The following is a 17,371-nucleotide window of genomic DNA, read 5'->3' as shown; positions in this document are numbered from 1 at the left end:
ACGTGACGTTATGAAGCACACGATTCACATTCGTCGACTTCAACGGTCGTCGAACGTGTGTAGTAGATTGATTTCATGCCAAGCGACCATGCCTCGAGGTGCATCGAGAGAAGCTCGGTCGCTTTGACGTCGTTTTTGACGTACAGGTTGAAGCTGATCGCTTGGTCGATATGACGCTGGCGCGCTGCGTTTTGACGGATGCTCCAGAGCTGATCGACTTCGAACGCTGATTTATAGAACCAATTCGTCTCCGGATTGAGATCAGGCACCGTGACCGGAATCTTATAGTTTTTCTTCTCTTCCGAATAGACCTTCTTGTAGACCGGATCGATTGACGCGGTGCTACCGGCGATGATGGCCGTCGACGAGTTCGGAGCGACCGCCATCATGTAGGCGTTACGGACACCGTTTTGGTGGACCGCTGCGGCAAGACCGTCCCAATCGAGTTCATCGTGTGAACGGTAGTTACGACGTTTGAAGTACTCACCTGTGTGCCATTCTGATCCTTCGAAGACGCCGAACGCACCTTTTTCCTTGGCGAGTTCCATCGATGCTTGAATCGTCAAGTAGGCGATTTTCTCGTACAGCTTCTCCGCATATTGGACGGCATCGACCGATTCCCAACGGATGCCTTCCAGTGCGAGCAAGTGGTGCCAGCCGAACGTACCGAGTCCGACGGCGCGGTATTTCTGGTTCGTGATCATCGCTTGCGGTACTTCGATCGTGTTCAAGTCAATGACGTTGTCGAGCATCCGCATTTGAATCGGGATTAGGCGCTCGAGGACGTCCGCTTTGACGGCCCGGGCAAGGGCAATCGAGCTCAAGTTACAGACGACGAAGTCGCCAGGCGTCTTCGTGATGACGATTTTCCCATCTTCCGTGTACTCTTCATCGATTGTCGTCGGCGACATGTTTTGCGCAATCTCTGAGCAGAGGTTCGAACTGTAAATCATGCCGGCATGCTTGTTTGGATTGGCGCGGTTCACGGCGTCGCGGAAGAACATGTAAGGTGTTCCTGTCTCGAGCTGTGAGCGCATATACCGTTTGACGAGGTCGATGGCCGGTACCGTGACGCGAGTCAGTTCAGGCGTATTGACGCACGCCATGTACTTCTCTGTGAACGAGCCGCCGTTCTCTGTCTCATCGTAGAAGTCTTCGAGGCTGAAGCCCATGACCGTCCGAATCTCGTGCGGGTCGAACAAGTGCCAGTCGCCGCGGGCTTCGACTGTACGCATGAACAAGTCTGGCAAACAGACGCCCGTGAACAAGTCGTGGGTCCGGAGACGCTCGTCCCCGTTATTCAATTTCGCGTCGAGGAACTCGAAGATGTCCTTGTGCCAAATGTCGAGGTAGACGGCGATCGATCCTTGGCGCATGCCGAGCTGGTCGACCGAGACGGCCGTGTTGTTCAACTGCTTCATCCAAGGGAGCGCGCCGCTTGAGACGCCTTTGAATCCTTTGATGTCACTGCCGCGTGAACGGATTTTGCCGAGATAGACACCGATTCCGCCGCCGCCTTTCGAGAGCGTGGCCACGTCCGTGTTCGAGTCGTAGATGCCACGGAGCGAGTCATCGACCGTGTCGATGAAACATGAGCTGAGCTGTCCGTATGATTTCCCGGCGTTTGAGAGCGTCGGAGTGGCCACTGTCATATAGAGGTTCGAGAGGGCCCAGTACGCTTCTTCGACGAGCTTGACGCGCTGGTCGGCGTTCTCTTTTTGCATGAGCGTCATGGCGATGACCATGAACCGCTCTTGCGGTAACTCGTATAGGTTCTTGACATGGTCACGGCCGAGATAACGGTCCGACAACGTCCGGAGACCGATGTAAGTGAACATGCGGTCGCGTGACGGGTCAATCAACGTCTCCAAGTAGGCAATGTCTTCTTTTGAGTACGTATCGAGTAGGGCCGACGTGAAGATGCCTTTTGTCGTGAGCGTCTCAATCATCGGATAGAGCGCACCGTAACGCATCGAGGCGTCATAGCCACGGTTTCGTGCCGCTTCTAAATAGAGGCGGTTTAAGTACATCTCAGTGGCAACGAACGTCCAGTCCGGCTCTTCTGCCTGCAACATGTCGAGGGCGTGCATCGTCAAGAGTTCATATACTACATCTTGTGTCAGTGTCTTTCCTTCGAGCGCCCGAACGGCCCGTTCTTCATATCGTTCAACACTGAGCTGTGGGTAGCGTTGTTTAAGGGATTGGATCAATGTCGAGACGTCAGCGAGCGTTGGCGTCGCAGCCAACAGCGTCTCGTGGTGGATAGGGGATGTCAAAACGATCACTCCTTCTTCGGATGTAGATATTATAAAGGTATAACTCGAAATACCCTATATTGCGTCAATATATAGTTAAAAGCGTTTTTAGCTTTTAACTATATATTGACGTTTTTTTATCTTTTTAATCATAAATCACCTATATTTAGTTTTCAAATCTTGACATTCGGCAAACTGCAGACGCTTGAATTACTTTTACTCAAAAACGGCGCTGTCATCCGATTTGAGATGAGATTTGAGATAGAAAAAAGTTTGAGCGACGGTTAAACGACAGCACATTCATTTTTATGTAAGCGGTCAATCGAGAAGCGAACGACCTCATTCGGCAGTCGCCTTCGTTATTTTTCGAGAAAATCCTGCTTCTTTTCACTGTTGATTCATTACTATATATAGTGGTCGCTTGTTTTTGAAAACGAGGGAAATTCGAACGCTCACTAGCATCGGATTGAAAAGTGAGGTAGATTGAGGGAGTACGATTTGAAATCAAGGTAAAAAGAAGGGTTTAACAAATGAGAGCAGAAGACTTATTATTAGCATGGGACCCACTCGGTTACGGGCTTGGGTCGTATGGACCAGAGTTTGATAATATCGCCTTGGCGCTCATCCACATCGACACGATCGATGAGTTGGATGAAACGATTCGCCGGATTTTGACAGACGCGTTCGGCGACTGTCCGACCGAATCGGAAACACGGGCCATGGCGGCACACTTACTCGCGTCTTCAGAATCTTGTCACTTATAAGGGGGAACCACGATGTTACGTATCGATCCAACACCGAATCCAAATGCAATGAAAATCACACTTCCTGAGAACGTCTTCGGCGCGAAAAGCCAAAGCGTAAAAGCTGGCGAAGAGACGGACCAACCGCTTCTCGCGAAACTCGTCGCCATCGAAGGCGTGGAGAGCGTATTCGCTTATGGCGATTTCGTCACGGTATCAAAAGAGAATGGCGTGAGCTGGGAAACAATCTTGCCACACGTCGAAACTGCTTACCGCGGATGAACCCGCTCGTTTCCATCGTCATCCCGGTCTATTCACGGGAGACAGAACTGACCGAACTGCTGGAAAGCCTGGTCGTCCAGACGTTTCAACAGTTCGAAGTACTTGTAATCAATAATGACGGGCCGCCAAAACAGCATCTTTTGGCGCCTTTTTTGAATCGATTGTCGATTCGTTATATCGAACTTGGCGAGAACCATCACGTCAAAGCCCGCAATCTCGGCGTGCAAGAGGCGAACGGCGAGTATGTCTTGTTGCTCGACGATGACGATCTGCTCATGCCGACACATCTCGAGCAGGCGCTCGAGGACATCCGCGCGGCCGACCTCGTCTTCACGGATGCGGAACTGTTCCGCTTCATATGGGAAGACGGACGCCGACGCGTCACCGACTGGGAGGCGTTCGCCTACGACCTCGATTTGGAACGACTCCGTCAAGACTCGACGTTCATCCCGTCCGGCACGCTGTATCGAAAACAGCTCCACGAGACGATTGGACCGTTCGACGAGGATGTCTATAACTACTGGGACTGGGATTTCATTCTACGTGTCAGCGAAGTCGGGACGATTCGGCATCCCGCGCGCGCGACCGTGCTATACGCGTTCAACGGCACGGACAATCTGTCGGCCAAACAAGATGAGACGCGTCGTCGTTACTTTGATCGGTTCTGTCACAAGCACGGCCTCGTCAATATGGAGATGAAAAACTTCCATATCGTTCAAGCCGAGCGACGGGACTACGTGAGACAGACAGAGAGAACGTTCACAGGGGCGTTCCCCGGTAGAACGGAAGGAGAATAAATTATGTACACATCGAAAGAATTAGAACTGCTCGAGTTGCTCGAAGAGAAAGGCTACCTCGAGACGAAATTGTTGGCGAACTTGCTAGCGACAGACGAGGCGACCGTTGAGGCGATGCTCGAGAAGTTCAAGGCGGACGGAATTTTGCTCGGTTTCCGGGCGATGGTCAACTGGCAAAAAATCAATCGGCACGACGTCACGGCGTTCATCGACGTCAAAGTCACACCGAAACGTGGCCGCGGCTTCGACGAGGTCGCCGAGCGGATTTATCGCTTCCCGGAAGTGACGGCGCTCTATTTAATGTCAGGGGCTTACGATTTGCAAGTCGTCATTCGGGCGAACTCACTCCAAGACGTCGCGTCGTTCGTGTCGGATAAACTGTCACCGCTCGATTCGGTCGTCTCGACGACGACGCACTTCAAACTGAAGACGTATAAACACGATGGTATCTTGTTCACCCCACAAGTCGAAGACAAACGGTTGAACATCACGCCATGAAGTCACTATCTCAACAAGTCGTCTCGATGAAGCCGTCCGGCATCCGCCGCTTCTTCGATTTGGCGCAAACGATGGAAAACGTCGTCTCTCTCGGGGTGGGGGAGCCAGATTTCATCACGCCATGGAATGTGCGCGAGGCGAGCTATGCAGCGCTCGAGCAAGGTTATACGGCTTATAGCGCCAACGCAGGACTCCTCGAGTTGCGACAAGAAATCGCGAGTTACATGACGGACCGGTTCGGGGCGACGTATGATCCGGCGACGGAATTGATTGTCACGACGGGCGCCTCGCAAGCGCTCGATATCGCGTTCCGGGCGCTGCTCAACCCGGGTGACGAGGTCATCGTCGTCGAGCCGGCCTTCGTCTCGTACGGACCGCTCATCGAACTCGCCGGCGGGACGGTCGTTCCTGTCGCCTGTCGTCCGGAGAACGGGTTCCGTTTGAACCGGGACGATGTCGAGGCGGCCATCACCGAACGGACGAAGGCGATGCTCCTCTGTTTCCCATCGAATCCGACTGGGGCCACGATGACGGGCGAAGAGCTCACCGAAATTGCGGAACTCGCGACGAAACACGATCTTTGGGTCGTCAGCGATGAGATTTATGCCGAGCTGTCTTACGATGAGCCGTTCACGAGTTTCGCGACGCTCCACGATATGCGCGAGCGGACGATTGTCGTCAACGGGTTCTCGAAGGCGTTCGCGATGACGGGCTGGCGGCTCGGTTTCACATGCGCGCCGGAAGTCGTGACGCGAGAGATGCTCAAAGTCCATCAGTACGGCATGATGTGTGCCCCGACACTCGTCCAATTCGGCGGTCTCGAGGCGCTCCGTAGCCGCGACCAACATGTACCGAAGATGGTGAAGAGCTATCGGCAGCGCCGTAACTACTTCATCCAGGCCCTCAATGACGCCGGATTACCGACGCACGTGCCGGGAGGCGCATTCTATGCCTTCCCATCGATTCGCCATACCGGATTGACGAGCGAAGAGTTCGCCGAGCGTCTCTTGCTCGAGGAACGGGTCGCGGTCGTACCGGGCAACGCCTTCGGTGCGAGCGGTGAAGGCTTCGTCCGTGCCAGTTACGCGACGTCGGTCGAACAGTTACAAGAAGCGATTCGTCGCATCGATCGGTTTATGAAACAGTTCGAGGTGACGACAACAACAACAACAGACTCTCAGCGATGAGGGTCTGTTTACGTTTTAGCGGTATAATAGGTGGGAAAAGACGAGCGAGGTGAAGCCAATGGAACAAGTGGATTTTGTAGCAATCGGCTGTGGGCCGTACAATCTCGGATTGATGGCGCTCAGTGAAGCGACTTCATTGAAGGGTGTCTGCTTTGAGGAACAGGACGACTTCAAGTGGCACGAAGGCATGCTGCTCGAGTCGGCGACGATGCAGACGCATTACTTATATGATCTCGTGACGCTTGCCGATCCGACGAACCGTCACAGTTATTTGAACTATTTGAAACAGAACGGCCGCTTGCAGACATTCATCGTCCAGGAGAGCCCGACAATTCCCCGGACGGAGTTCAACCGGTATTTACAATCGGTCGCCGCCTCGCTCGACACGATCAAGTTCTCACACCGGGTCACCGATGTCCGTCCGGCGGCGGATAGGTTTCTCGTCACGGTCGAGACACCGGATGGGGAAACGGTGCTGTCGTCACGTCACGTCGTCATTGGTACGGGAGCAGAACCGCTTGTCCCGGACGCCTTCCAAGATGTCGTCCATACGAGTTCGTATCGGATGGAGCGGGAGCGCTTGCTTGAAACCGATCGCATCGTCATCATCGGTAGCGGTCAAAGCGCGGCTGAAGTGTATCTCGACTTATTGACCCGGTCCGATAAAATGCGCCAACGCATCGATTGGGTGACGCGCTCGGATGTGTTCGAATCACTAGAGAGCGGTAAGCTCGGCGAGGAAATTTTCAGCTTGCCGTATGTCGACTATTTCAATCAATTGCCCTATGCGGAGCGGGAGCAGCTCGGGAAAGCGTTCGAGCGGTTCCGGAACGGGGTCAATCCTGAGACGCTTCGGGCGATTTATGGATTTTTGTATCATCGGACGGCGGACGGAAGTGATCAAGCGACGAACCTGTACACTCAGATTGAAATCGAGCACATCGCACACGAAATCGTTTATACTGTCGAAGGGACGCAACAATATACGGGGCAATCGTTTACGGGTGAATATGATGCGGTCGTAGCGGCGACCGGATATCGACCGCGCATCCCGACATGGGTCGAACGGTTCGACATCGAATGGGAGGCGGAGCAGCAGTGGCGTGTCAACAATCGCTATCAGATTGCGACGAAGACGACGTTGGCGGGAAGTTTATTTACCCATACGAATTTAGAACATTCGCACGGTCCGGCAGCGACGAATTTGGGGATGGCAGTGTATCGAAACGCAATCATGTTGAATGAAATGATGGGGGAAACGGTGTTTGATGTGGCCGCGCAGCAACCGTTTACAAGTTTTTGAACAAAAAAAGGGCTAGGCGTTAGCCTAGCGGAATCAGGGGGGAATACTTGAAGTCTTGCTTGATTTGTATTTACCCGACCCGTCGACTTTGAAACACAAAAACAATCCCAAATAATCTTTTTTACTAATTTGTACACTTTATCGAAAAAAGTATGTTATAGTAAGTTGATGAATTTAGCATAGGAGTGTTTGTAATGGCAAAATACGAAAAAGATCAAGTTTTAAAAGGTAAAGTAACAGGAATCCAACCTTTCGGTGCGTTCGTCGCACTCGACGACGAGACTCAAGGTCTTGTCCACATCTCTGAAATCTCACACGACTACGTGAAAGACGTGAACGAGTACGTTCAAGTCGGTCAAGAAGTTGAAGTGAAAATTCTTGATGTTGATGAAGCATCTAAGAAAATCAAGCTTTCAATGAAAGCGACACAAGAAGCTCCAAAACGCGAGAAGTCGGCTAAGCCAGCTCGTCGTGGCGCACCACGCCGCAACGAAGCTTCAAACTTCAAGCAAGAAGAAGCACCAGGCTTCACTGTCCTCAAGGACAAGCTCGAAGACTGGATCAAAAACACGAACTTCAAAAAGTAAGTGATTGAGACGACCTGCCCTGTGCAGGTCGTCTTTTTTTTGTACAGGAAATGTCCCACACGTTCACGAACAGTACAGAAAAGGAGTGAGGACCATGAAAATCGGAATCATCGGTACGGGCGGGATTGCCAAGACCGCCCACATCCCGCAATACATCGCAGCAGGCGCAGACGTCGTCGCCGTCATGAATCGGACACGCGAACGCGGGGAGGCGGTGGCGAAGCAGTTCGGAATCGAACGGGTGTACGAGACGGTCGAGGAGATGCTCGCCGAAGAGACACTCGATGCGGTCAGCATCTGTACACCGAACGCCTTACATAAACAACAAGTCATTGCCGCACTCGAGGCCGGCTGTCACGTCCTCTGCGAGAAACCGCCGGCCATCTCGGCTTACGAGGCGAACGAGATGCTACAGGCGGCCAGACGAGCTGAGCGAACCCTTCATTATGGCTTCCATTACCGGCATCGGTCGGATACCCAACTATTGAAGAGGATGATCGAGGCGGGTGAACTCGGACACATCTATGCCGCGACCGCGCTCGCCCTTCGGCGCCGTGGCATCCCGGGATGGGGCGTGTTCACGAATAAAGAGTTGCAGGGCGGCGGCGCACTGCTCGATATCGGGGTGCATATGCTCGACCTTGCCCTCTATTTGATGGATTATCCGAAGCCGGTCGATGTGGTCGGTCACGCCGGTCAATATCTCGGAACGCGACCTGGTGTCGGGCTGATGGGCGATTGGGACGCGGACGCGTTTTCGGTCGAAGACACGGCGCGGGCGATGGTCACGTTCGATAATGGGGCATCCTTGTTCTTAGACGCGAGTTTCATGGCCAACGTCGACGCGGCGGACACGATGCGGGTCGAACTGCGTGGGACGAACGGTGGCGCGTCGCTGTTCCCACTCGTCATCCATACGGAAGAGCACGGGGCGTTGTTCGATAAGACACCGGCTCACCTCGCGCTCGAAGACCCGTATGCGAGACAGATTCACACGTTTCTCGAGGCGTGTCGTCAGGAGCCGTCGTACCAGCAAGCGGAACAGGCGGTGACGCTCCATACAATCATCGACCGCATCTACGCTCAGGCCTGATTGCTTTTCAATCACAAAAAACAGGGTATATAGTGTAGGTGTTACATATTTTCGAAGGAGGATGAATTATGCACAACTTTGAATACAGAAACCCGACGAAACTTATTTTCGGGACTCATCAAATCGAAAAACTCGCGAGCGAGTTACAGGCGCTTGACGCCAAGAAAGTGATGCTCGTCTATGGAGGCGGGAGCATCAAAAAGAACGGCACGTACGAAGAAGTCGTGGCCGAGTTAAACAATGCTGGGATCGACTACGTCGACTTCTCAGGCGTCGAGCCGAACCCGCGCATCGAGACGGTACGTCGCGCGGTCAAACAAGCACGCGAAGAGAACATCGACGCGTTGCTCGCGGTCGGCGGTGGTTCGGTCATCGATTGTACGAAACTCATCTCGGCGGCCATCCCGTATGAAGGCGACGCTTGGGATATCGTGCTTCGCGACCACATCCCGACAGAAGCGGTCCCGTTCGGTACGGTGCTCACGCTCGCAGCGACTGGCTCTGAAATGAACTCGGGCTCGGTCATCACGAACTGGGAGACGCAAGAGAAGTACGGTTGGGGCCACCCGCTTGTCTATCCGACGTTCTCGATTCTCGATCCGCGTTATACGGTATCGGTACCGAAAGATCAAACGATTTACGGTATCGTCGACATGATGAGTCATTGTTTCGAGCAATACTTCCACCCGAACCATGCGCCGGTCCAAGAGCGTATGACGGAAGGCGTGTTGAAAGCGGTCGTCGAATCGGCACCGAAACTCGTCAATGACTTGGAGAACGTCGACTTGCGCGCCATCATCTTGTTCGCCGGAACGATCGCCTTGAACGGAGTGCTCCAAATGGGCGCCTCGGGCGACTGGGCGTCACACAACATCGAGCATGCGGTCTCGGCTGTCCATGACATCCCACACGCAGGCGGACTCGCAATCTTGTTCCCGCGCTGGATGGAGCATGTGCTTGAAGAAGACAACGCCGCTCGCTTTGCACGCCTCGGGACGGAAGTATTCAACGTTGAACCGGCCGGTAACGATCTTGAGACGGCGAAACGGACGATTGCAGCTGTCCGCGCCTTCTTCGACGAGCTCGGTGCACCAAGCTCACTCCGTGACTATGACATCGATGAATCGACATTTGACGCCATCCTCGACTCGGCGATGAAACGAGGCGCATTCGGTCGCTTCCGTACGCTCGAACGTGAAGACGTCGCAGCGATTCTTGAACTGAGCAAATAAGGCGATTTCATGCCTATTTTGCAATAATGATTGAACGAATCCGACGTTTCCGTTTATGATGGGTCATGTATGGCTCTTCAATGAGCGATTTAAAGGAGGAAATGACATGTCAACAGTACGTTTCGATTATTCAAACGCCCTGTCTTTCGTCGGGGAACATGAAGTCGATCAATTGCAAGAAACCGTGAAAGCAATGCATTCGGTCATTCATGACCGCAGTGGGGCAGGTAGCGATTTCCTTGGGTGGGTCGACCTTCCAACAAACTACGATACGGATGAGTTTGCTCGCATCAAAGCGGCTGCGGAACGAATCCGTGAAAATTCGGACGTCCTCGTCGTCGTCGGAATCGGTGGATCATACCTCGGCGCACGCGCGGCGATCGAGATGCTCCAACATTCATTCTTCAACGTGTTATCTAAGGAAGAACGCAACGCACCACAAGTCTTCTTCGCCGGCCACAACATCTCGTCGACATACTTGACGGAGTTGCTCCAAGTGCTCGAAGGCAAGGACGTCTCAGTCAACGTCATCTCGAAATCGGGAACGACGACTGAACCGGCCATCGCGTTCCGTGTCCTCAAACAGTTCATGGAAGACAAGTATGGTCAAGATGGCGCACGTGAACGTATTTATGCGACGACAGACCGTGCCCGTGGCGCCTTGAAGACGCTCGCGGATGCAGAAGGCTACGAGACGTTCGTGATTCCAGATGACGTAGGAGGTCGCTTCTCGGTGCTCACACCGGTCGGACTCCTTCCAATCGCGGCAGCAGGCATCGACATCGACGCCCTCATGGAAGGTGCACGCGATGCCCAAACGGCTTACTCGTCTCCGAACTTGGCGGACAACGAAGCGTATCAGTACGCGGTCGTCCGTAACGCTTTATATGCGAAAGGCAAGTCGATCGAGTTGCTCGTCAACTACGAACCAGCCTTGCATTACGTATCGGAGTGGTGGAAACAGCTTTATGGCGAGTCAGAAGGGAAAGACAACAAAGGGATTTTCCCGGCGGCAGTCGACTTCTCGACGGATCTCCACTCGATGGGACAATACATTCAGGAAGGTCGTCGTGACTTGTTCGAGACGGTTATCCGTGTCACGAACGTCCGTCACGCGATGAACGTGCCGGAAGATTCACAAGACCTCGATGGCTTGAACTTCCTCGCTGGTGAGACGATTCAATTCGTCAACGACAAGGCAGCTGAAGGAACACTCCTCGCCCACACGGACGGAGAAGTCCCGAACCTCGTCGTCGAATTGCCAGAGATGACGCCGTACCACCTCGGTTACTTGTTCTACTTCTTCGAGAAGGCATGCGCGATGAGCGGATACATCCTCGGAGTGAATCCGTTCAACCAACCAGGCGTTGAAGCGTATAAAGCGAACATGTTCGCGTTGCTTGGAAAACCAGGTTACGAAGAGCAAAAAGCTGAGCTTGAAAAGCGCTTGAACCAATAATTTTGAGTAGGTCCGCTCCGGCGGGCCTATTTTTTTGTTTGAAACTAGTGGAAGACAAGGTAAAGTGAGAGTAGACAGGGGAAAGAAAGGGATGGACTATGTTGACATTCACGGACTACTATCACAATAAAGTCGAGTTGAGCTTTGCGCACTATCCATTTTCGGATACACCGCTCCACGTCTGGGTCGTCGCTCGCTTTGAAAATCAATGGGTGCTGACGAAGCACAAGCAGCGCGGGCTCGAGTTTCCGGGTGGGAAAGTCGAACCCGGCGAACACGAGGATGACGCCGCGATTCGGGAAGTGTATGAAGAGACGGGCGGTGTCGTGAAGACGCTCCATTATCTCGGCCAATATCGCGTGCTTGGGCGTGGCGACACGGTCATTAAAAATATTTATTTCGCCGAAATCGAACGTTTCGACGATCATCCGGCGGTCGACGAGACCGATGGGGCCGTCCTTATGAAGGAATTGCCGACGAATCTGCTCCGGAACAATCGGTACAGCTTCATGATGAAAGACCGGGTGCTCCCGGAAACGATGAAGGTGCTCTATGAAAAACAATTGGTTTGACAAGGTCGAGGTCCTGCCGCCGTACGCCGGTTATCCGGTCCATCGTGGCTGGTATGCGACGCGTGACGGTGAGGACGTCGTCGCCTATACGATCACACCGAAACGGCCGAACGGGCACGTCCTGTTCTATCTGCGCGGCGGAACAGGACGCATCGGGGATGTGCGTTTGCCCCGGTTGATGCAGTTCGCTGCCAAAGGTTTTCACGTCGTGGCGCCCGTTTACCGGGGTAACCATGGCGGGAGCGGGAAAGAGGACTTCGGCGGCGCCGATCTAGAGGACGTCCTGTCTCTCTACGATCGTGTCCGTCGAACGGATACGTTTATTCATGCCCTTGGTTTCTCGCGCGGGGGCATGATGGCGTTGTCGCTCGCCGCGGAACGACCGCTCACGTCCGTCACGTCATGGGCGGGTGTGACCAATCTCGAGTGGACATATGAAGAACAGCGTTCGATGCGGAAGATGTTGCGCCGTATGACCGGTGGCGACCCGGAAGCGGCCCGTGCCGCTTATGTCGAGCGCTCGCCGCTCTACAAGGAATGGGATGCACCGACGTTGTTGATTCACGGCACCGATGATGAACAAGTCCGCCTGCGCCATGCGACGGCGGTAGCGGAACGGATGGGGGAGCGGGCCGAACTTTGGGTCGTCCCGTTCGCCCATCAACTCCCGTTCTGGGAAAAATGGAAGACGACCGATGCGGCGATGGAATGGATGCTCGCCAACTCAAAAAAATGAGACGACTGCCGAATCGGCAATCGTCTCATTTTTCGTTATACGATGATTGGTCCGGCCGCAACGACCGCCTCACTCGCTTTCGTGAATCGTTTGAAATTGTCCTGGAACTTCCGGGCGAGCGCCGTTGCCTCGGCATCGTAGCGTGCTCCGTCTTTCCATGTGTCCCGCGGATTGAGCACGTCGCCTGGCACGCCGTCAATGTGGCGTGGAATCTCGACATTGAAAATGTCGTGGCGCGTCGTCTCGACGTCACGCAATTTGCCGTTGACCGCCGCGTTCACCATCGCCCGTGTATAGGCGAGCTTCATCCGTGATCCTTCTCCGTACGCGCCGCCGGTCCAACCCGTGTTGACGAGATAGACGTCGACGTCGTGCTTCTCAATCAGCGTACCGAGCATGTCCGCATAGCGTTCCGGTGCGAGCGGCAGGAACGGTGACCCGAAGCAGGTCGAGAACGTCGCCTGTGGTTCAGTGACGCCGCGCTCCGTGCCGGCGAGTTTTGACGTATACCCTGACAAGAAGTGGTACATCGCCTGCTCTTTCGTCAATTTGCTGATTGGAGGCAATACCCCGTATGCATCGGCCGTCAAGAAGACGATCGTGTTCGGATGACCGGCCCGTGACGGAAGCATCGCGTTATCGATGAATTGAATCGGATAGGCGGCCCGTGTGTTCTCGGTGAGCGAGATATTCTTATAATCCGGTGCCCGGTTCTCGTCTAAGACGACGTTCTCAATCAATGAGCCGAAACGGATGGCATCGTAGATTTCCGGCTCGTTCTCGCGCGACAAATTGATCGTCTTCGCGTAGCAACCGCCCTCGATATTGAAGACGCCGTCGGGTGACCAACCGTGCTCGTCATCCCCAATCAAATGGCGTTCCGGGTCGGCCGACAGTGTCGTCTTCCCAGTTCCCGATAGACCGAAGAAAAGGGCCGTCTCGCCGGCGTCCGATACGTTCGCCGAGCAGTGCATCGATAACACATGTTGTTCCGGCAACAAGAAGTTCATGACCGAGAAAATCGATTTTTTAATCTCACCGCCGTATTCTGTTCCCCCGATCAGAATGGTCCGCTTGGCGAATGAGACGAGAATGAACGTTTCGGAGTTCGTCCCGTCGATGACTGGATCGGCCTTATAACTCGGTGCATAGATGACCGTGAAGGGCTCGAAGGCACCTTTCGTCGGCCATTCACGCAAGAACAACTGTTTGGCGAACAAATTGTGCCACGCGTATTCCGTGATGGCACGGACCGGGAGCGTATAGTGCTCGTCTGCCCCCGCAGAAGCCTCGAGATAATAGAGCTTGTCTTTCGTTTCGAGGTGCGTCAACACTTTGTCGAGTAGCGCGGTGAACTTCTCTTCCGCGATCGGTTGGTTGACTGGACCCCAGTCTACTAAATGATTGCTGACTTCATCTTGCACGACGAATTTGTCTTTCGGTGACCGTCCTGTGAATTTCCCGGTACTGACCGATAAAGCCCCGTCTTTCGTCAGTACGCCCTCACCGTTGCGAATGGCTTCTTCCACCAGTTCTGGAACCGTCAAGTTCCGCATCATGTCGGCACCTTTAATTAATTCTTCGATTTTCAGGAGCGTTGTCGCCATCCTGAATCCCACCTTTCCCCTAAATAGATGTGGATGAAATCCGCATACTTCCGCGTTTAATCAGTATGACGTTTTTATTATATGTGACATACTAATCAAAAACAAGCATTTTTTACCCTTTAAAGTAAGCGCTTTCTTACATTGTCATTCTAACATATTCTGTACCAGGTCATAGTACAAAAACCAAAACGGACAAAAAAATGTTTGATATTTCACAAACATAACTATTTGACCGTTTGTGAAAAGTTTGACGAATTCGGTCGATACGCTTGACAGAACGGGGTGTCATTTATATGATGGTCTTCGTAACGGATACTCTTATTCTGAGCGGTGGAGGGAACAAGGCCCTACGAAGCCCAGCAACCGTCCGAGTTTTCATTGTTATTCGGAAAAGGTGCTATCCTGAAGCGAAGCGTAAGCTTCGAACGATAAGAGGGTAAGGAAGAACGATTCAACCTTTCCCATTTGAACATGGCGAGAGGTTTTTTTCATTACCGTCCCAAAGCAACGCGTAAGGGGAACGAGTACCGTCCACACATCACCCTTTATTATAGGAGGTTTTTCGAAATGGCAAACTTGAACCGTCGACTTTTCACTTCGGAGTCCGTCACGGAAGGACATCCGGATAAAATTTGTGACCAAATCTCAGATGCGATTTTGGATGCAATTTTAGCTGAAGATCCAAACGCCCGCGTTGCGGCTGAGACGTCTGTCACAACAGGTCTCGTGCTCGTAGCAGGTGAAATCACAACATCAACTTACGTGGATATCCCGAAAGTTGTTCGTGAAACTGTTCGTGAGATCGGCTACACACGTGCGAAATATGGTTTCGATGCAGAGACTTGTGCTGTCCTCACATCGATCGATGAGCAATCGGTAGACATCGCGCAAGGTGTTGACCAAGCGCTCGAAGCTCGTGAAGGACAAATGACTGAAGAAGAAATCGATGCGATCGGTGCTGGTGACCAAGGTCTCATGTTCGGTTACGCAACAAAAGAGACGCCGGAACTCATGCCGCTCCCGATTTCACTCGCTCACAAATTGTCACGTCGTTTGGCAGAAGTTCGTAAGAACGGCACGCTCGCTTACCTTCGCCCAGACGGTAAGACACAAGTGACAGTCGAATACGACGAAGCGAACAACCCAGTTCGCATCGACACAATCGTCATCTCGACACAACACGCGGAAGACATCACGCTCGAGCAAATCCAAGCTGATTTGAAAGAGCACGTCATCGATGCAGTCATCCCGGCTGAACTCATCGACGCGGACACGAAATACTTCATCAACCCGACTGGCCGCTTCGTAATCGGTGGACCACAAGGGGATGCAGGCCTCACAGGACGCAAAATCATCGTCGATACGTACGGTGGATACGCTCGTCACGGCGGCGGCGCGTTCTCAGGTAAAGATCCTACCAAAGTTGACCGTTCAGCAGCGTATGCAGCTCGTTACGTGGCGAAAAACCTCGTTGCAGCGGGACTTGCTGACAAAGCAGAAGTTCAACTTGCTTACGCAATCGGTGTTGCTCACCCGGTATCGATCGCGGTTGATACGTTCGGCACAGGCAAATTGAGCGAGACTGAGCTCGTCGAACTCATTCGTGAGAACTTCGACCTCCGTCCGGCCGGCATCATCAAGATGCTCGACCTTCGTCGCCCAATCTACAAGCAGACAGCAGCTTACGGCCACTTCGGTCGTACAGACGTTGAACTCCCATGGGAGCAAACGGACAAAGCGGCAGTGCTCGAAGAAGGCGCGAAACGTTTCGCATAAGCATAGAAAAACGACCTTTCACTCGAAAGGTCGTTTTTTTTAGGCTTGCGGCTTGTCTTCAGTTGTTGAGTTCTCTTTGCCAAGTGCCGTATCTTTCGCTTCGACGACTTTCTCGCCGATCGATTGTAAATCCGATTTCGCTTCTTGCGCCGTCCCGACGACTTTGTTCACGTCTTGTTTGACCGTGTCGACTTCACCGGCGACTTTTTCATAGACGTTTTGCACGTCGGTCGCGACGTCTTGAATGACCTCGCTCGCTGCTTTCACTTGACCGATGACTTGTGACGCCGTTCCGGCCGGGTCTTGCTTGACCGTATCGACGAGACCGCCGACCGATGACTTCGCGCTCGAGAACGATTGTTTTGTGTTCTCACGGTTTGACGTACTAAGTAAGGCGAGTAGGCCGCCGACGAGGGCGCCGAGGAGCATCCCAGTTACGACTGTGATTTTTGGACCTCCTGTGTTCGTTTGTTCAAACTGACGGTTCGGATGATTGGCTTGCTCGACTTGTGGATCGTGTTGTAGTTTCGGTTCCATGGTAACACTCCTTTTTGTAAGTTGGCATTGATACTCTTATACCCGACACAAGATGGAAAATAACGTTTTCCTTCATTTCGACATCAAAAAGTAATGAACGGGCAGGATATTTTTTTGCCGATGGGGAATGTTACTACTAGATTGGCCAAAAGGGGGATGCCGTTATGAAGATTCGAGAAGCCGTGCCAGAAGATGCCGCCACCATCCGCGACATTGCGCTCGCGACGGTCAGTGAACGAGACGAGGTTCGTTCGAAAGTAATGGAACGCGCCTATCAACAAGAAGAGATCGTCCGCGCCATCAGTTCAAGCGAGGAAGCGAAAGAGCAGTTGTTCATTGTCGGTGAGGCCGAAGGCGACGTCATCGGCTTCTATCACGCCATCGACCGCGGGGACACATGGGAAGTACTCCGTCTCTATCTTCATCCGGCTCATCACCGCCAAGGCCTAGGGACGGCACTGTTGTCGCATCTACGGAAACGGAAAGTCCAACCGATCGAGCTGTACGTCGAAAGCTCGAACGAGCAAGCCATCGCTTTTTTGAGTCATGAGGCGTTCATCGAACTGAATCGAATACAAGAAGAAGTATACGATCAACCGATGGAACTGATTCATTTACGGTACGACCCGCGCTAAGACCCTAGACGGATTTTCAACCAAACATCAGTCTCGGCTGATGTTTTTTGTTAGTATAAAGATATGTGATAA

The 17,371-nt window shown here is 53.0% G+C and carries 17 protein-coding genes and 1 riboswitch; of the genes, 14 read left to right on the top strand and 3 right to left on the bottom strand.

Features of this window, described 5'->3' with window-relative positions; genetic code table 11:
• Positions 1 to 8: 8 nt before the first annotated feature.
• Positions 9 to 2,276, bottom strand: coding sequence for a ribonucleoside-diphosphate reductase subunit alpha (locus tag KNP68_RS02205; RefSeq protein WP_131471320.1), 2,268 nt, complete (start codon positions 2,274 to 2,276; stop codon positions 9 to 11).
• Between the two features lie 509 nt (positions 2,277 to 2,785).
• On the opposite strand from KNP68_RS02205, the gene KNP68_RS02200 reads away from it, so the two are divergent.
• The 12 genes from KNP68_RS02200 to KNP68_RS02145 all read left to right on the top strand — a co-directional run bounded on the left by KNP68_RS02200 (position 2,786) and on the right by KNP68_RS02145 (position 12,744).
• The gene (locus KNP68_RS02200; protein ID WP_131471319.1) at positions 2,786 to 3,019 is read left to right on the top strand and encodes a DUF1871 family protein; all 234 of its coding nucleotides are present in this window, start codon (positions 2,786 to 2,788) and stop codon (positions 3,017 to 3,019) included.
• A 12-nt stretch (positions 3,020 to 3,031) separates the two neighbouring features.
• The gene (locus KNP68_RS02195) at positions 3,032 to 3,280 is read left to right on the top strand and encodes a NifU N-terminal domain-containing protein (RefSeq protein ID WP_021065540.1); all 249 of its coding nucleotides are present in this window, start codon (positions 3,032 to 3,034) and stop codon (positions 3,278 to 3,280) included.
• Positions 3,277 to 4,077, top strand: coding sequence for a glycosyltransferase family 2 protein (locus KNP68_RS02190; RefSeq protein WP_021065541.1), 801 nt, complete (start codon positions 3,277 to 3,279; stop codon positions 4,075 to 4,077). The genes KNP68_RS02195 and KNP68_RS02190 overlap by 4 nt, the downstream gene beginning before the upstream one ends.
• A gap of 3 nt (positions 4,078 to 4,080) precedes the next feature.
• Positions 4,081 to 4,575, top strand: coding sequence for an Lrp/AsnC family transcriptional regulator (locus tag KNP68_RS02185; protein ID WP_021065542.1), 495 nt, complete (start codon positions 4,081 to 4,083; stop codon positions 4,573 to 4,575).
• Positions 4,572 to 5,762 carry an aminotransferase gene (locus KNP68_RS02180; RefSeq protein ID WP_214714532.1) on the top strand — a complete coding sequence of 397 codons (1,191 nt, stop codon included), beginning with the start codon at positions 4,572 to 4,574 and terminating at the stop codon, positions 5,760 to 5,762. The genes KNP68_RS02185 and KNP68_RS02180 overlap by 4 nt, the downstream gene beginning before the upstream one ends.
• Before the next feature lie 58 nt (positions 5,763 to 5,820).
• Positions 5,821 to 7,065, top strand: coding sequence for a lysine N(6)-hydroxylase/L-ornithine N(5)-oxygenase family protein (locus tag KNP68_RS02175; protein ID WP_131471317.1), 1,245 nt, complete (start codon positions 5,821 to 5,823; stop codon positions 7,063 to 7,065).
• 194 nt (positions 7,066 to 7,259) lie between these two features.
• Positions 7,260 to 7,652, top strand: a complete 393-nt coding sequence (gene yugI / locus KNP68_RS02170; RefSeq protein WP_016509788.1) for a S1 domain-containing post-transcriptional regulator GSP13 — start codon at positions 7,260 to 7,262, stop codon at positions 7,650 to 7,652.
• A 94-nt stretch (positions 7,653 to 7,746) separates the two neighbouring features.
• The gene (locus KNP68_RS02165) at positions 7,747 to 8,745 is read left to right on the top strand and encodes a Gfo/Idh/MocA family protein (RefSeq protein WP_214756550.1); all 999 of its coding nucleotides are present in this window, start codon (positions 7,747 to 7,749) and stop codon (positions 8,743 to 8,745) included.
• Between the two features lie 68 nt (positions 8,746 to 8,813).
• On the top strand, positions 8,814 to 9,977 hold the full coding sequence (locus tag KNP68_RS02160) for an iron-containing alcohol dehydrogenase (protein WP_214756549.1): 1,164 nt from the start codon (positions 8,814 to 8,816) through the stop codon (positions 9,975 to 9,977).
• 106 nt (positions 9,978 to 10,083) lie between these two features.
• A complete protein-coding gene (locus KNP68_RS02155; protein ID WP_029595138.1) occupies positions 10,084 to 11,436 on the top strand; it encodes a glucose-6-phosphate isomerase in 1,353 nt (450 codons plus the stop codon).
• Positions 11,437 to 11,534: 98 nt separating this feature from the next.
• Positions 11,535 to 12,008, top strand: a complete 474-nt coding sequence (gene ytkD / locus KNP68_RS02150) for an RNA deprotection pyrophosphohydrolase (RefSeq protein WP_021065548.1) — start codon at positions 11,535 to 11,537, stop codon at positions 12,006 to 12,008.
• Entirely contained in the window at positions 11,989 to 12,744 is a 756-nt protein-coding gene (locus KNP68_RS02145; RefSeq protein ID WP_021065549.1) for an alpha/beta hydrolase family protein, read from the top strand. The genes ytkD and KNP68_RS02145 overlap by 20 nt, the downstream gene beginning before the upstream one ends.
• A gap of 35 nt (positions 12,745 to 12,779) precedes the next feature.
• On the opposite strand, the gene pckA is transcribed toward KNP68_RS02145, so the two are convergent.
• Entirely contained in the window at positions 12,780 to 14,351 is a 1,572-nt protein-coding gene (gene pckA, locus KNP68_RS02140; protein ID WP_029595139.1) for a phosphoenolpyruvate carboxykinase (ATP), read from the bottom strand.
• A 315-nt stretch (positions 14,352 to 14,666) separates the two neighbouring features.
• Positions 14,667 to 14,786: riboswitch (SAM riboswitch) on the top strand.
• A gap of 132 nt (positions 14,787 to 14,918) precedes the next feature.
• On the opposite strand from pckA, the gene metK reads away from it, so the two are divergent.
• Positions 14,919 to 16,127: a methionine adenosyltransferase gene (metK, locus tag KNP68_RS02135; protein ID WP_021065551.1), complete on the top strand. Its 1,209-nt coding sequence runs from the start codon at positions 14,919 to 14,921 to the stop codon at positions 16,125 to 16,127.
• A 39-nt stretch (positions 16,128 to 16,166) separates the two neighbouring features.
• Here metK and KNP68_RS02130 read toward each other — a convergent pair whose 3' ends face one another.
• Positions 16,167 to 16,664, bottom strand: a complete 498-nt coding sequence (locus KNP68_RS02130; protein WP_029595140.1) for a hypothetical protein — start codon at positions 16,662 to 16,664, stop codon at positions 16,167 to 16,169.
• A gap of 164 nt (positions 16,665 to 16,828) precedes the next feature.
• Here KNP68_RS02130 and KNP68_RS02125 point away from each other — a divergent pair, with 164 nt between their 5' ends.
• The gene (locus KNP68_RS02125; protein WP_214756548.1) at positions 16,829 to 17,299 is read left to right on the top strand and encodes a GNAT family N-acetyltransferase; all 471 of its coding nucleotides are present in this window, start codon (positions 16,829 to 16,831) and stop codon (positions 17,297 to 17,299) included.
• The last annotated feature ends 72 nt before the right edge of the window (positions 17,300 to 17,371 follow it).

Source organism: Exiguobacterium sp. s50, from assembly GCF_018618175.1.
GTDB lineage: Bacteria > Bacillota > Bacilli > Exiguobacteriales > Exiguobacteriaceae > Exiguobacterium > Exiguobacterium chiriqhucha.
The sequence above is the reverse complement of the archived record's forward strand: the minus strand, read 5'-3'. Positions and strand labels throughout refer to the sequence as shown.

Coding starts and splice junctions, on each gene's coding strand:
- KNP68_RS02200 (WP_131471319.1), top strand. CDS start 2,786: ATGAGAGCAGAAGACTTATTATTAGCATGGGACCCACTCGGTTACGGG.
- KNP68_RS02195 (WP_021065540.1), top strand. CDS start 3,032: ATGTTACGTATCGATCCAACACCGAATCCAAATGCAATGAAAATCACA.
- KNP68_RS02190 (WP_021065541.1), top strand. CDS start 3,277: ATGAACCCGCTCGTTTCCATCGTCATCCCGGTCTATTCACGGGAGACA.
- KNP68_RS02185 (WP_021065542.1), top strand. CDS start 4,081: ATGTACACATCGAAAGAATTAGAACTGCTCGAGTTGCTCGAAGAGAAA.
- KNP68_RS02180 (WP_214714532.1), top strand. CDS start 4,572: ATGAAGTCACTATCTCAACAAGTCGTCTCGATGAAGCCGTCCGGCATC.
- KNP68_RS02175 (WP_131471317.1), top strand. CDS start 5,821: ATGGAACAAGTGGATTTTGTAGCAATCGGCTGTGGGCCGTACAATCTC.
- yugI (WP_016509788.1), top strand. CDS start 7,260: ATGGCAAAATACGAAAAAGATCAAGTTTTAAAAGGTAAAGTAACAGGA.
- KNP68_RS02165 (WP_214756550.1), top strand. CDS start 7,747: ATGAAAATCGGAATCATCGGTACGGGCGGGATTGCCAAGACCGCCCAC.
- KNP68_RS02160 (WP_214756549.1), top strand. CDS start 8,814: ATGCACAACTTTGAATACAGAAACCCGACGAAACTTATTTTCGGGACT.
- KNP68_RS02155 (WP_029595138.1), top strand. CDS start 10,084: ATGTCAACAGTACGTTTCGATTATTCAAACGCCCTGTCTTTCGTCGGG.
- ytkD (WP_021065548.1), top strand. CDS start 11,535: ATGTTGACATTCACGGACTACTATCACAATAAAGTCGAGTTGAGCTTT.
- KNP68_RS02145 (WP_021065549.1), top strand. CDS start 11,989: ATGAAAAACAATTGGTTTGACAAGGTCGAGGTCCTGCCGCCGTACGCC.
- pckA (WP_029595139.1), bottom strand. CDS start 14,351: ATGGCGACAACGCTCCTGAAAATCGAAGAATTAATTAAAGGTGCCGAC.
- metK (WP_021065551.1), top strand. CDS start 14,919: ATGGCAAACTTGAACCGTCGACTTTTCACTTCGGAGTCCGTCACGGAA.
- KNP68_RS02130 (WP_029595140.1), bottom strand. CDS start 16,664: ATGGAACCGAAACTACAACACGATCCACAAGTCGAGCAAGCCAATCAT.
- KNP68_RS02125 (WP_214756548.1), top strand. CDS start 16,829: ATGAAGATTCGAGAAGCCGTGCCAGAAGATGCCGCCACCATCCGCGAC.